Consider the following 13472-nt stretch of genomic DNA (forward strand, 5'->3'; position numbering starts at 1 on the left):
CCTCACGGCCCGCGCCGCCCTCCCCCTCCCATGCTCCCCCGGCGCTGGCGCCTGCGGCGCACCAGGACCACGACCAGGTCGATCAGCCCCACCACGGTCAGCACGGCGCAGATCCAGGCGATGGTGCGCAGCGAGCCCGCGCTGGGGCTGTCGCCCGGCCCGGAGTCCGCCGCCCAGAGGGCGAAGAACACCGTCCCGGCCAGGAAGACCGGGGTGTACAGGACGGACAGCAGCAGCCGCAGGCCCAGTGGGCTGCGGGCCGTCACGGGCTCGGTGCCGGTGCGCGACCGGCCGGGGATCCGCATACGGGTGCACCTCCTCGGCTCGGGGGTCCTTCCGGGCCCTCCCGGGCCCTCGGCCGCGCCGGGTACCCGCCACCGCTCCCGGCCATGCAGCCGCGGCGGGCGGCGCGGCGCTGTTGCCCCGGGCTCGCGCCTGCTGACAGGGTTTCCGGGGTCCGAGCGTCCCCGGATACCACGGAGGCTCCATGCCCGTCCGGCATTTCCGCAGCGCCCGTAGTCCCCGTCTTCCGCGCTCCCCGTTCCGCCGCCGCGCCGGTGCCGCGGCGGCCTCGGCTCCGTCGCCGTCCGCCTCCCCCGCCCCGGCGCCGGTTCTGGCCCTGGCTCTGGTTCTGACACTGCCGGCCCTCCTGCTCGCGCCGCCCGCCGCCGCGGCGCAGGCCGCCGACACCGGCCGTGAGCCGCCGGCGAAGCGGCCCGTCGCCACCGGGTACGGCGGTGCGGTCTCCAGCGTCGACCCGTACGCCTCCCGCGCCGGTCTGGAGGTGCTGCGCGCGGGCGGCAACGCGGTGGACGCCGCCGTGGCCACCGCGGCGGCGCTCGGTGTCGTCGAGCCCTACTCGGCGGGTGTCGGGGGCGGCGGCTACCTCGTCCACTACGAGGCGCGCACCGGCCGCGTCCACACCCTCGACGGCCGGGAGACCGCCCCGGCCGCCATGCGGCCGGACTCCTTCCTCGACCCGGCCACCGGCAGGCCGATCCCCTTCGACGAAGCGGTCAACTCCGGTCTGTCGGTGGGCGTTCCCGGCACTCCCGCGACCTGGGAGGCGGCCCTGGACAGGTGGGGCACCGTCTCCCTGGCCAGGGCCCTGCGGCCCGCCGTCCGCCTCGCCGAGCGCGGCTTCACCGTCGACGAGGAGTTCCGCGCCCAGACGGAGCTGAACGAGGACCGCTTCCGCGACTTCACCTCCACCGCCGAGCTGTTCCTGCCCGGCGGTGAACTGCCCGAGGTCGGCTCGCGGTTCCGCAACCCCGGCCTGGCCGGCACCTACCGGCTGCTGGCCCGCGAGGGCGCGGAAGCGCTCTACCGGGGGCGGCTCGCCCGCGAGATCGCCGGCACCGTCCGCAGGCCGCCCGTGGCGCCGGACGCCGACCGCAGGGTGCGGCCGGGCCTGATGACCGCCGGCGACCTCGCGCGGTACCGCGTACTGCACCAGCGGCCGGTGAAGGTGGACTACCGGGGCCTGGAGGTGTACTTCATGGCCCCCTCCTCCTCCGGCGGCACCACCGCCGGCGAGGCGCTGAACATCCTGGAGGGCTTCGACCTCGCCGGGGCGGACCGCGTCCAGGCGCTCCACCACTACCTGGAGGCCGGCCGGATCGCGTACGCCGACCGCAACCGCTGGGTGGGCGACCCGGCGTTCTCCGACGTGCCCACCGAGGAGCTGCTGTCGGAGCGCTTCGCCAAGGAGCGGGCCTGCCTGATCGACCCGGACCGGGCGCTGACCAGCCCGCTGGCGCCCGCCGACCCGCGCGACCCGGACTCCTGGGAGTGCTCCGCGGGCAGGGGCGGCGGCGAGGACCACGAGGGCCCGTCCACCACCCACCTGGTCACCGCGGACCGCTGGGGCAACGTGGTGTCGTACACGCTCACCATCGAGCAGACCGGCGGCTCGGCCATTACCGTGCCGGGCCGGGGCTTCCTGCTCAACAACGAGCTGACGGACTTCGACTTCACCCCCCTGTCGCAGGAGGTGGCCGGTCCGAACCTGCCCGGCCCGGGCAAGCGGCCGCGCAGCAGCATGACGCCCACGATCGTGCTGGAGGACGGCCGTCCGCTGCTGGCGCTGGGCTCGCCGGGCGGCTCCACCATCATCACCACCGTGCTGCAGACCCTCGTCAACCGGCTCGACCTGGGCATGACGCTGCCCGAGGCGGTCGCCGCGCCGCGGCTGTCGCAGCGCAACACCACGGCCACGCTGGCGGAGCCGGCCTTCCTGGAGTCCGCCGCCGAGCGGGCGCCGCTGGAGCGGCTGGGCCACCGGTTCGCCCTTCCGCCGTCGGCGTTCACCCCGTCTCCGGAGATCGGCGCGGTCGCCGCGCTGGAGGTGCTGCCCGACGGGCGGGTGCGGGCCGTCGCCGAGCCGGAGCGGCGCGGCGGGGGCTCGGCGATGGTGGTGCGCCCCTCCCGCTGACGGCCCCGGCGCAGCTCAGGTCTCGCGCCCCCGTCCGCCCCCGCCCTCACCGGTGTCCGGGGCGTCCGGGGGCGCGAGCCGCCGGGCCAGCTCGTCCACCGTGAGGGTGTGCCGCTCCACCGCGCCGGTGCGGTAGGCGATCCGGCCGACGATCTGGCCGAGGACGGGCACGGTGGTCAGCTGGAAGACCGCGATGAGCAGCAGCAGCCCGGCGTACGGCAGGGGCACCCGCAGGGCCGCTCCGATCAGGATCAGCAGCAGACCCAGGTTCTGCGCCTTGGCGGCCGCCTGGAGCCGGGTGACGGTGTCCGGGAAGCGCACCAGTCCGACGCCTCCCAGCAGGCAGAAGACGGCACCGCACAGCAGCAGGACGGCCGTGGCGGCCTCCAGGGCCGTCTGGACGAACCCGTTCACCGCATGTCCTCCCGCTCCTCGGCGAGCCGCGCCGCCGTCACCGACCCGATGAAGCCGAGCAGCGCCAGCACCAGCAGGACGAGTACGGCCGAGGTGTACTCCCACACCGCCACCGCCACGGCGGCCCCGGCGACGACCGTCGTCACCAGGATCTCCACCGCCACGATCCGGTCCAGCGCGTGCGGGCCGCGTACCAGGCGGTGGACCACCAGCACGGCGGTGACTCCGAGCAGGGCCAGGGCGACGGTCGCGACCACGCTCACCTCCGCTCCTCCTCTCCCCCGTATCCCCGCTCCCGCCGGTCCGGGTCCTTCCGCATCCCGGCGGGGCCGATGGTCCGCACCACCCACCGCTCGGCCGTCGCGACCTCGCCGCGGCGGCGGTCCACCTCCCGGGCGTCTCGGGCGGGCAGCGCGTGGACGTAGAGCCGCCGCCGGTCCCGGTCGATCTCCAGCACGAGGGTGCCCGGCGTCAGCGAGGCCATGTTGGCGGTGGCGGCGATCATCAGGTCGCTCTCCGACCGCAGCGGGACCTCCAGCACCGCGGCTCGCACCCGCGGGCCGCGCCGTACCGCCTCGAGGGCCACGGCGACGGCCGATCCGACCAGTCCGACCAGCAGGTGCGCGGGCAGCAGGAGCAGCCACAGCGGGTGGAACCTCGCCCGCCGGGCGATCGAGGGCAGCGGGAAGAGGACCACCACCAGCAGGGCCACCACCGCCCCGCCCGCCAGCACGACCGGGCTCACCGAGCCCCACAGCACGATCCACAGCACCCACAGCCACAGGGCCAGGGACCACTGCCGGGATGTCCGGCGCGGAGGGCCGCCCCGGGCCCCCGGGGTGCTCGCGGTCCCGCGTGCCTGCTCGTCCTCCGGGCTCATCCGCCCCTCCTGTCCGGATCACCGAGTACGGCCTCCTGGTACGTACTGCGCTCCAGGAGGTCCACCGCCGCCCGTTCGCCGAGCCGTGCCAGCGGCCCGGCGCCCGCCGCCACCACCACGCCGATCAGCACGGCGCCGGCCGTGGCTGCGAACATCAGCCGCAGCCCTCTCATACGTCCGCGCGCGGCGGGCGGGCGCTCCCCGCCGGCCGCGAACGCCGCCCGCCACACCCGGGCCATCACGTACAGGGTGAGGAGACTGGTGAGCAGGGCGGCGGCCAGCAGTGCCAGGACGGCCGCGCCCCCCTGCTCCACGCCGGCCTGGAGCAGGGCGAGTTTGGCCACGAAGCCGGACAGTGGCGGGATCCCGGCCAGGCTGAGGGCGGCGAGCGCGAACAGCCCGGCCAGCAGCCCGGGCGCCGGCGCCGTCCGGGCCAGCCGGGACAGCTTGGCGGTGCCGCTCCAGCCCACCACCAGTCCTGCGATCAGGAACAGCGCGGCCTGGGCCGCGATGTGGTGGACGGCGTACAGGACGGTTCCGGTGAGGCCGCCGACGGTGTACAGCGACAGCCCGAAGAGCATGAACCCGATGTGGCTGACCAGCACGAAGGACAGCAGCCGGTTGACGTCCTGCTGGGCGACGGCGCCCACGATGCCCACCAGGAGCGTCAGCGCCGCCGCGATCAGCAGCGGGGTCCAGGTCTCCGAGCGCGGGAAGAGCAGCGTCTGGGTGCGCACCATGGCGTACAGGCCGACCTTGGTCAGCAGCGCCGCGAGCACGGCGGTGATCGGTGCCGGGGCGGTCGGATAGCTGTCCGGCAGCCAGAAGTGGAGCGGTACCACGGCCGCCTTGATGCCGAAGACGATCAGCAGCAGCAGGCTGAGCACGCTGCGGATCCCCTCGGGGAGGGCCGGGACGCGGTCGCCGAGGTCGGCGAGGTTGACCGTGCCGGTGGCCGCGTAGATCAGCCCGATGGCGGTGAGGAAGAGCAGCGAGGACAGCAGGCTGGTGATGGTGTACGTCATCCCGGCCCGGATGCGGCCCTCCCCGGCGCCCAGGTTGATCAGCACGTAGGAGGAGGCGAGCATCAGCTCGAAGGCCACGAACAGGTTGAACAGGTCGCCGGTGAGGAACGCCAGCGCGACCCCTGCCACCAGCAGCAGGTAGGCCGGGTGGAAGGGGGTGCGGGGCAGGTCGCCCTCGGCGGTGCCCTGGCCGATGGCGAAGACCAGCACGGCCAGGGACACCGCCAGCGCCACCACCAGCAGCAGTGCCGACAGCCGGTCCGCCACCAGGGAGATCCCGGCCGGTGCCGGCCAGCCTCCGACGGAGAGCACCAGCGGACCGCGCCGGTCGGCGAGCACCAGCAGTGCGGCGGAGACGGCCAGCACCGCCGTCAGGGTCCCGGTGCCCAGCAGCCGCTGGGCGGCGGCGCTGCGCCACACGGCCTGGGACAGGCCCGCCGCCAGTACGGGCAGCAGGACGGGGGCGATCAGCAGCCAGTCGGTCACGACTCCAGCGCCTCCTCCCCCACCCTGCGGTCCTCGACGTCGTCGCGGACCTCGTCGTGGCCCTGGATCCGCCAGCTGCGGTAGACGAGCGCGAGCAGCAGGACGGTGACGCCGAAGGTGATGACGATGGCGGTGAGCGCCATGGCCTGCGGCAGCGGGTCGGCGAACGTCTCCGGTGCGTGCCCCTCCCCGGTGATGGGGGGGTCGCCCGGCGGGCCCGCGGCCATCAGCACCAGCAGGTTGGTGCTGTGTCCCAGCACCAGGAAGCCGAACAGCAGGCGCATCAGGGAGCGCTGGAGCAGCAGGTGGAAACCGATGGCGAACAGGCCGCCCACCACCAGGGCCGTCGTCAGGTCGAGTGCTCTCATCAGGCGCGGCTCCCGGTAGCGGTGGCTGGGGTGTCGGGTGTGCCGCCGGACTTCCCGGCGGCCTCCTCGGGGGTCTCCTGCGCGGGGCCGACAGCGGACAGCAGTTTCAGGCAGACGCCGGTGACCAGCAGGTACACCCCGGTGTCGAAGACCAGGGTGGTGGTCGCCTCCAGGTGTCCCAGCACCGGCAGCGTCACGCTCACCAGCGCGCCGCCCAGCGGTTCGCCGCCGAAGGCCAGCGGGGCCAGTCCGGCGGTCGCCGCGAGGGCCAGTCCGCCGCCGGCCACCAGCCGGGGGTCGAGCGGGACGGCGAACGCGCTGTCGGCGCGCCCGCCCACCAGATAGCGCAGGGTGAACGCCTGCCCGGCCACCAGCCCCCCGGCGAAACCGCCGCCGGGGCGCAGGTGCCCGGAGTAGAGCAGGTAGAGCGAGAGCACCAGCACGGACGGGAACAGCAGCCGGGTCAGGATCTCCAGCAGCAGGGACCGGTCGTGGGCGGGCAGCTCCCGTGCCTCGGGCAGCCACTGCTCGTGCGGCAGGGCCCACCGCGCGGTGGGCTCGTAGCGGTCCGCGGCCGGCGGCCGGGCCCGGATGGTCGCGGCCCTGCCGCCGAGCACCCCGATCAGGGCGCCCACCCCGATCGCCGTCACCAGCAGCACGGCGATCTCGCCGAGGGTGTCCAGGGCCCGGAAGTCCACGATGACGGCGTTGACGACGTTGTGGGCCCCGGCCTCCTCCACGTGGTCGGTGTAGAACTCGGAGACGGCCGGCTCCCGGCGGACGGTGGAGACGGCGAGGGCGAGGACCGCGACGAGCGCGCCGGCGGCCGTGGCCACCGCCAGGCGCAGCCGGCGTACGCGGCGGGAACCGGTGCGGGCTCCGAGCTCGGCAGGCAGTCCGCGCAGCACCAGCACGATGACCACCAGGGTCAGCGTCTCGATGAGGAACTGGGTGAGCGCCAGGTCCGGGGCGCCCTGGACCAGGAACAGCCCGGCGACCCCGTAGCCGACCGCGCCGGCCAGCAGCGCGGCCGCCAGCCGGTGCCGGGCGGCCGCGAGCGCCAGTGCGGTGATCAGCACGACGGCCGCCAGCGGCACCTGGACGGCCGAGTTCCACAGCGGCGGGGCGGGCAGCGGGACGTCCCTCAGCAGCAGGGCGGCCCCGGGCACCAGCAGCACGGTCGCCAGCAGCACGGTGAGGTAGACCGGCAGGGAGCCGACCTGGGTGCGGCGGGTCAGCCACGCGGCCGCCCCGTCGAGGCCGCGGACCGCCTGGCGGTAGCTCCCCTGCGCGTCGGGGGCGCGGGGGGACCTGTCGCGCACCGCGGACAGGGCCGGGCGCAGGCGGTACAGCAGGAGGCCGGCGGCCAGTGCGGCGGCGGAGAGCAGCAGGGCGGGGCTCGGCCCGTGCCAGAGTGCGAGGTGGTACGGCTCCTGGGGGGACGGCAGCAGCGCGGCGTAGGGCTCGGTGAGGGCCTCGGTGCCCGTGTACCACACGCCCAGGCCCAGGGTGGCCGCCACCAGGGCGGTGATGGGCACGGCCATGCCGAGCGCCCGGTCGCCGGGGTCCTCCTGCGGTGTCGGCTCCACGCCGGGCAGGCTCGCGAAGGCGCCCCACAGGTAGCGGATGGCGTAGGTCACCGTGAGCGCGGAGCCGGCCGCCAGGGCGGCCAGCACCCACTCCTCGCCCGCCCCGGGGCCGTTCCGGGCCGCGTTCCAGAAGGTGTCGAGGTACGCCTCGTGGCCCAGGTAGCCGGCCAGCGGCGGCAGTCCGGCCATGGAGGCGGCGGCGAGCGCGGCCAGGGTCAGCAGGACCGGCCTGCGGCGGCCCAGGCCGGAGAGCCGGCCGATCTCGCGGGTGCCGGTGTGGTGCTCGACCAGGCCGGTGATCAGGAACAGCGACGCCTTGAAGGTGGCGTGCGCCAGCAGCATCACCTCTCCGGCGAGGGCGGAGTCGCGGGTTCCGTAGCCGAACAGCGCGATGAGCAGGCCGAGCTCGCTGATCGTCCCATAGGCCAGGACTCGTTTGAGGTCGCTCTCCCACAGTGCCCGCCAGGCGCCGACGACCAGCGACAGCAGACCGACGGTCAGCACCAGGGGGCGCCAGGGCTCGGTGTCGGCGAAACCGGGCGCCAGCCGGGCCGTCAGGTAGACGCCCGCCTTGACCATGGCGGCGGCGTGCAGATAGGCGCTCACCGTGGTGGGCGCGACCATCGCGGCGGGCAGCCAGCCGTGCAGGGGGAACTGCGCCGACTTGGTGAACACGCCCACCAGGACGAGCACCAGCGCGGCGGGCACGTATCCGCCGTCCGGCGGATCGGCGACCAGTTCCGAGATCCGGTAGGTGCCGGCCGCCTCCCCCAGCATCACGAAGCCGAGCAGCATCGCCAGGCCGCCGCCGGTGGTGACGACCAGCGCCTGCTGGGCCGCCTCGCGGTGCTCCCGGGTCCTGCCCCGGCCGGCGATGAGCAGGAACGACACCACGGTGGTCAGTTCCCAGAAGACGTACAGGACCAGCAGGTTGTCGGCGGTGACCAGGCCGAGCATGACGCCGGCGAAGGCCAGCAGCAGCGCGGACTCGCGGCCGTGCCCCTCGGAGGTGTAGCGGGCGCCGTAGACCAGGACGGCGGCTCCGACGCCGCTGATGACGCCCGTCATCAGCAGTGAGAGCGCGTCCAGCCGCAGGAAGACCTCGAGGCCCAGCGAGGGCGCCCAGCCGAAGTGCTCCACGGGCGTGTCCCCGTCGAGCACGGAAGGGGCGAGGGCCGCCGCCCAGACCAGTGTGGCCAGCGGCACCAGGGCGGCCACCCACCACACGGCACGCCCGGCGCGCGGCGCGAGGGCGGGGAGGAGGGCGGCCACGGCGGCGTGGGCGGCGATCAGAACCAGCAAGGGCACTCCCGGGTGAACCACGCATGACCGAACAGAGCGTACATAAAGGAACATCTACCGCGTGGCCGTGCACCCTTCAGCGGTGCGGTCGCGCCGGGCCCGGGCCGGGACGCGGGCCTGGGTGACGCCGTGTCAGCCCTCCGCCCGCTCGCACACCTCGCACAGCGCCCGGCGGGCCTCCGGTGTCTGGGTGACCTGGCCCATCCCCCGCGGCTCCCTGACGAGCTGGGAGTCGATCCGCAGGTGTTCGGGGCACAGGCCCAGATGGCAGCGCGAGCACACCGCGACGGCGGTGGTGGTGCGGTCCCGTGTCAGGCACTCGTAGCAGTTCATGGCCTCGGTCCGTTCTCGTCCAGTGCGTGGCCGCGCAGCCCCAGCGACTCCTCCAGTTCGCGGATGCGCGCGTCCAGCCGTTCGGCCCGGTCGGCGCGCTCGTAGGGGGTCAGCGGGGGCCTCCCCGTGATCACCAGCGTGGCGCAGCGGTAGAAGAGGTAGGCCGGCACGACGACCGGCCAGGCCATCCCGTACAGGAACGCCGTCGACACGGTGGCCGACTGGCCCTGCCGCCGGAATCGCTCGACCGGATCCTCGTCCGCGTGCCAGTCGCGCTCCAGCGCGATGACTCGGGCCCGCTCGATGCCGTACACCACACGGGCCGTCAGAAGAGCGACCGACAGATAGGCCGCTAACAGCAACAGCAGACCGACCAACACGCCGCACCGTCCCTCCTTCCGCACTCCGCGCAGTACCCGGGACGGAGGGGTGGAAACACCGGGTGTGTGCCCGTTTCGGCCCCGGTGGGCAGAGCCCGGGACGGGGGTGGCGTGACGGGCCGGACCGTTTCCCCGGGGGGGCGCGCGGGTACTCCGCGCCGGGCCACAGCACCTGTCGTGAGGAGGAGCGAGATGGCTGGACGGGGCACATCGCCCGGCGCCGCCGCGGAGGAGGACGTGGTGGCCCTGCTGATGCGGCGGCACGACGAGATCCGGGAGCAGTTCGACGCCGTGGAGGCGGCCGCCGGTGACGACGGCCGCCGGGCGGCGTTCCGGCGGGGGTTCGCGGCACTGCGCGAGGAGGCGGAGTCGCACGCGCGCGCCGAGGAGCGGTACGAGTTCCCCCCTCCGGAGGCCGGGAGCGGCCCCGATCGGCGCAGGGCGACGGCACGGTCCGTGCGCGCCGCGGAGTCGGCGGCGCCCACCCGCCCGTACCCGGCGGCCGTGCCGGACGGCGAAGACGCGGGGGCCGGCCGGTTCGCCGCCGTGGTGGACCGGGCCCGGGACGCGCGGCACGGGGAGGGGCTGTGAGCGGGGCGCTGGCCGGGAGCGGCGCGGGCAGGGGCGCGGACAGCCGCGCGGGGGACGGTCTGCGCGTGGTCGTCCTGGGCGCGACCGGCAATGTGGGCACCTCGGTGGTGCGGGCCCTGGGCGACGACCCGCACATCGGCTCGGTGCTCGGCGTCGCCCGCCGCACACCGCTGTGGACGCCGCCGAAGACCGAGTGGGCGAGTGCGGACATCGGGGCCGGCGGCGACGGCGAGGACCCGGCCGGGCGGGCCGCCGAGGAACGGCTGACGGATCTGTTCCGGGGCGCCGACGCCGTGGTCCACCTGGCCTGGCTGATCCAGCCCACGCGCGATCCGCTGGTCACCTGGCGCACCAACGTGCTGGGCACCGCCCGGGTGCTGCGCGCGATGGCGGCCGCCGAGGTGCCCGCGCTGGTGTACGCCTCATCGGTGGGCGCCTACTCACCCGGCCCCGTGGGCCGCGCGGTGGACGAGACCTGGCCGACCCACGGCGGCCGGCCGGACGCCGCGTACTGCCGGGAGAAGGCGTACGTGGAGCGGCTGCTGGACGGCTTCGAGCGCGACCACCCCCGGGTGCGCGTGGTGCGGATGCGGCCGGGCTTCCTGTTCAAGCGGGAGGCCGCGAGCGAGCAGCGCAGGCTGTTCGCCGGCCCGTTCCTGCCGCAGCGGCTGGCCGGACTCGGCGCGGTGCCCGCCGTACCCGCCCTTCCGGGGATGCGCTTCCAGGTGATGCACACCGACGACGCCGCCGAGGCGTACCGGCTCGCGGTCCTGAAACCGGTGCACGGCGCCTTCAACCTGGCGGCCGGTCCCGTGGTGGACGCCTCCGTGCTGGCCGACGTACTGGGCGCCCGTGCGGTGCGGATGCCGCTGGGGCCGGTGCGGGCCGCGGCGGGCCTGGCGTGGCGGCTGCGGCTGGTGCCCTCGCCGCCGGAGCTGCTGGACGCGTTCCTGCGGCTGCCGGTGATGGACTGCGCGCGGGCCGCCGAGGAGCTGGGCTGGCGGCCCCGGCGGTCGGCACAGGAGGCGCTGCGGGAACTGCTGCGCGGGATGCGCGAGGTGGCGGGGGCGCCCACCGCTCCGCTGGCGCCCGTCGTGGAGGGCGGGCGGCGGCACGAGATCGCCACCGGGGTGGGCGGGCGGCCCTGACCCGGCCGCCCGCTCCCGGCCGCCGCCGCGGGCGGGTGGCCGGGCGGCTACCGCCGCCCGCTCCGCCGTACGTGTCCGGCACCGGCGCCGTACGTCCCGGGGCCGGTGCCGGTTCCCGGCAGCAGCAGTCTCGCCAGCGCGCCGCCCTGGTCCCGGTCAAAGGCGCGGCGGAAGGCGTGCCGGCGGCGCCCGGCCGCCGCCCGGCCCTCGGCCAGGCACCACCGCCACCAGCGGTCCAGCTCCTCGTGGGTCAGCCGCTCGGCCGGGACCAGGGCCGGCCACCGGTGCACCCGCGCCTGGGCGGTCACCTTCGCGCCGCCGGCCACCGGGTCGACGGCCAGGGCCGGGACCCCGGCCCGCAGGGCGAGCACCAGGCCGTGCAGCCGGTCGGTCACCACGACGTCGAGCCGGGCCAGGACGGACTGGAGCTGGGCGGGGGTGCCGCACAGCCGCCAGTCGCCGTCCGCCAGGCGGGTGTCCAGCTCCACCCGGGCGCAGTCGGTCCGCGCCAGCCACCCGGTGACCCGGTCGGCGACCTCCTCGTGGCGGCGGCGGCCCCCGTACTCCCCCTGCCCGCGGGTGAGGATCACGCCGGCCACCGGGGCGGCGGGCGCCGCGGGCGCGGCGGCGGCCAGGTCGGCGGTGGGCCGCACCCCCTCGGCGTCGCGCGGCAGCACATGGTGGAAGCCGCGTACGGCGGGGTCCCCGGGGTCGATGACCGACACGCCCACGGCGATGCGCACGCAGTCCGGGTAGCGCTCGTGGAGCCCTGCGACCTGGGGTCCGTGCAGCGGGCCGCAGACGAAGACCACATGGGTGTACCGCGCCGGGTCCGCGTCCTCCAGATGCGGCCCGTCCGGCCGGAAGCCCGGGCTCCAGGCGGTGTCATGGGGTATGCCGGAGCGGTCCAGCACCTCCCGGACGCGCTCCAGCGCCAGCACGTCGCCGGCCGTGGCCTCGCCGTGCAGGAAGGTGAACCAGCCGGTGAGCAGCGCTCTGGGCCCTCCCGCCGTCCCGGCCGTTCCGGGTGTTCCGGCCGCTTCGGGTGTTTTCGGCTTCGCCATCCGGGGACTCGGGGTCACAGCGCCACTGCGTAGGCGATGAAGAACCCTGCGACGAGCACGGTCAGGACCAGCAGCAGGACCAGTGGCACCGGCCCCCAGCCGCTGGGCGTGTTGGCGTTCTGGTCCGGGGCGCCCGCGGGCGTGCTGCTCTCGCCGGGCGGCGTCTCGCCCGGCGGCACCCCGCCGCCGTTCTCGAGACCGGGCGACCGCCGGGGGTCCGGGTCCGGATGCGTTTCGCTCATGGTCTCCGAGTGCGCAGCAGGACGCCCCCTTACACCAGCTCCGGGCAACAAAAGCGGGGAACGAGAGGGAGAGTGCCGATGATGGGTGAACGTGACCGGCGGCGGGCCGTGGTGACCGGCGGTGCCGGGTTCGTGGGTTCGCACCTGTGCGAGCGCCTGCTGGACGACGGCCTGGCGGTGACGGCCGTGGACAACCTGCTCTCGGGGTCCGAGAGCAACCTCGCGCACCTGCTCGGCCGGGACGGCTTCGCCTTCGTGCGGCGCGACGCCTGCGCGCCGGGCGCCCTGGCTGACCTGCCCGGCGGCCCCTTCGACCTGGTCTTCCACCTGGCCTGCCCGGCCTCGCCCGCGGACTACCTGCGGCTGCCGCTGGAGACCCTGGAGACGGGCAGCAGCGGCACCCGCAACGCCCTGGAGCTGGCCGAGCGCGACGGCGCGCGGATGGTGCTGGCCTCCACCTCCGAGGTCTACGGCGACCCCCAGGAACACCCGCAGCGCGAGGACTACTGGGGGCACGTCAACCCCGTCGGCCCGCGCAGCGTCTACGACGAGGCAAAGCGGTACGCCGAGGCGCTGGTCACCGCCCACCGCGGGGCGCGCGGCACGGACACCGCGATCGTGCGGATCTTCAACTCCTACGGCCCCCGGATGCGCGCCGGGGACGGCCGCGCCGTGCCGACCTTCGTCCGGCAGGCCCTGGCGGGCGAGCCCCTGACGGTGGCCGGGGACGGCGGCCAGACCCGTTCGCTGTGCTACGTCGACGACACCGTGGCGGGCATCGTCGCACTCGCCGCGAGCGATCTGCCGGGACCGGTCAACATCGGCGGCGAGGAGGAGACCACCGTCCTTGACATCGCACGCCGGATCGTCAAGCTCACCGGTTCCGCCTCGCCGATCACCTTCGTCGAGCGGCCCGGCGACGATCCCGCCCGGCGCTGCCCGGACACCTCCCTGGCCAGGGAGAAGCTGGGCTGGGAACCGCGTGTGGGCTGGCAGGAGGGGCTGGAGCGGACCATCGACTGGTTCGCCGGCCGGACCGCCGCCTGAGCCGCGGCCGGCCGCCGTCCCGCCCTCCCGGGCGGAGTGGCGGCCGGCCCTTTCCCGGGCCCTTCCCGGATCTTCCCCGGCACGCTTCCGTCACCCGTTGGAGTCAGTTCCCCCGTAAAGAGTCGACATGCGGCGTTTGGCATCACCGCCGCCGGTAACCACGGACGCC

At 75.4% G+C, this 13472-nt stretch carries 15 protein-coding genes; 4 read left to right on the forward strand and 11 right to left on the reverse strand.

The features are described from left to right. Positions 1-2: 2 nt before the first annotated feature. A complete protein-coding gene (locus QPK52_RS03915) occupies positions 3-305 on the reverse strand; it encodes a DUF6343 family protein (protein ID WP_410535599.1) in 303 nt (100 codons plus the stop codon). Positions 306-487: 182 nt separating this feature from the next. Here QPK52_RS03915 and ggt point away from each other — a divergent pair, with 182 nt between their 5' ends. Next, positions 488-2434: a gamma-glutamyltransferase gene (ggt, locus tag QPK52_RS03920; protein WP_410535600.1), complete on the forward strand. Its 1947-nt coding sequence runs from the start codon at positions 488-490 to the stop codon at positions 2432-2434. Between the two features lie 15 nt (positions 2435-2449). On the opposite strand, the gene mnhG is transcribed toward ggt, so the two are convergent. The 8 genes from mnhG to QPK52_RS03960 all read right to left on the reverse strand — a co-directional run bounded on the left by mnhG (position 2450) and on the right by QPK52_RS03960 (position 9211). Further along, entirely contained in the window at positions 2450-2848 is a 399-nt protein-coding gene (gene mnhG / locus QPK52_RS03925) for a monovalent cation/H(+) antiporter subunit G (RefSeq protein WP_410535601.1), read from the reverse strand. After that, positions 2845-3111 carry a monovalent cation/H+ antiporter complex subunit F gene (locus QPK52_RS03930; protein WP_410535603.1) on the reverse strand — a complete coding sequence of 89 codons (267 nt, stop codon included), beginning with the start codon at positions 3109-3111 and terminating at the stop codon, positions 2845-2847. Before QPK52_RS03930 ends, mnhG begins: the two co-directional genes overlap by 4 nt. Beyond that, positions 3108-3728, reverse strand: coding sequence for a Na+/H+ antiporter subunit E (locus QPK52_RS03935; RefSeq protein WP_410535605.1), 621 nt, complete (start codon positions 3726-3728; stop codon positions 3108-3110). Before QPK52_RS03935 ends, QPK52_RS03930 begins: the two co-directional genes overlap by 4 nt. After that, positions 3725-5239: a Na+/H+ antiporter subunit D gene (locus QPK52_RS03940; protein ID WP_410535606.1), complete on the reverse strand. Its 1515-nt coding sequence runs from the start codon at positions 5237-5239 to the stop codon at positions 3725-3727. Before QPK52_RS03940 ends, QPK52_RS03935 begins: the two co-directional genes overlap by 4 nt. Beyond that, positions 5236-5607: a Na(+)/H(+) antiporter subunit C gene (locus QPK52_RS03945; RefSeq protein ID WP_410535608.1), complete on the reverse strand. Its 372-nt coding sequence runs from the start codon at positions 5605-5607 to the stop codon at positions 5236-5238. Before QPK52_RS03945 ends, QPK52_RS03940 begins: the two co-directional genes overlap by 4 nt. Further along, complete coding sequence (locus QPK52_RS03950; protein ID WP_410535609.1) at positions 5607-8498, reverse strand: Na+/H+ antiporter subunit A; 2892 nt, start codon at positions 8496-8498, stop codon at positions 5607-5609. The genes QPK52_RS03945 and QPK52_RS03950 overlap by 1 nt, the downstream gene beginning before the upstream one ends. Before the next feature lie 132 nt (positions 8499-8630). Beyond that, a complete protein-coding gene (locus tag QPK52_RS03955; protein WP_410535611.1) occupies positions 8631-8831 on the reverse strand; it encodes a DUF2180 family protein in 201 nt (66 codons plus the stop codon). Further along, complete coding sequence (locus QPK52_RS03960; protein ID WP_410535612.1) at positions 8828-9211, reverse strand: hypothetical protein; 384 nt, start codon at positions 9209-9211, stop codon at positions 8828-8830. The genes QPK52_RS03955 and QPK52_RS03960 overlap by 4 nt, the downstream gene beginning before the upstream one ends. 192 nt (positions 9212-9403) lie before the next feature. On the opposite strand from QPK52_RS03960, the gene QPK52_RS03965 reads away from it, so the two are divergent. Together QPK52_RS03965 and QPK52_RS03970 are read left to right on the forward strand one after the other, a co-directional pair. Further along, entirely contained in the window at positions 9404-9802 is a 399-nt protein-coding gene (locus QPK52_RS03965) for a hemerythrin domain-containing protein (protein WP_410535613.1), read from the forward strand. Next, positions 9799-10950 carry an NAD-dependent epimerase/dehydratase family protein gene (locus tag QPK52_RS03970; RefSeq protein WP_410535614.1) on the forward strand — a complete coding sequence of 384 codons (1152 nt, stop codon included), beginning with the start codon at positions 9799-9801 and terminating at the stop codon, positions 10948-10950. The genes QPK52_RS03965 and QPK52_RS03970 overlap by 4 nt, the downstream gene beginning before the upstream one ends. 47 nt (positions 10951-10997) lie before the next feature. Here the strand turns inward: QPK52_RS03970 and QPK52_RS03975 are convergent, their stop codons facing one another. Together QPK52_RS03975 and QPK52_RS03980 are read right to left on the reverse strand one after the other, a co-directional pair. Next, positions 10998-12014 (reverse strand): polysaccharide pyruvyl transferase family protein, encoded by a 1017-nt coding sequence (locus QPK52_RS03975; protein ID WP_410535615.1) that lies wholly within the window; start codon positions 12012-12014, stop codon positions 10998-11000. 14 nt (positions 12015-12028) lie between these two features. Continuing rightward, entirely contained in the window at positions 12029-12256 is a 228-nt protein-coding gene (locus tag QPK52_RS03980) for a DUF6480 family protein (protein WP_410535616.1), read from the reverse strand. 81 nt (positions 12257-12337) lie between these two features. Here QPK52_RS03980 and QPK52_RS03985 point away from each other — a divergent pair, with 81 nt between their 5' ends. Further along, positions 12338-13303 carry an NAD-dependent epimerase/dehydratase family protein gene (locus QPK52_RS03985; RefSeq protein ID WP_410540183.1) on the forward strand — a complete coding sequence of 322 codons (966 nt, stop codon included), beginning with the start codon at positions 12338-12340 and terminating at the stop codon, positions 13301-13303. Positions 13304-13472: the final 169 nt, after the last annotated feature.

The organism is Streptomyces sp. KL2, assembly GCF_046529545.1.
GTDB classification, from domain to species: domain Bacteria; phylum Actinomycetota; class Actinomycetes; order Streptomycetales; family Streptomycetaceae; genus Streptomyces; species Streptomyces radiopugnans.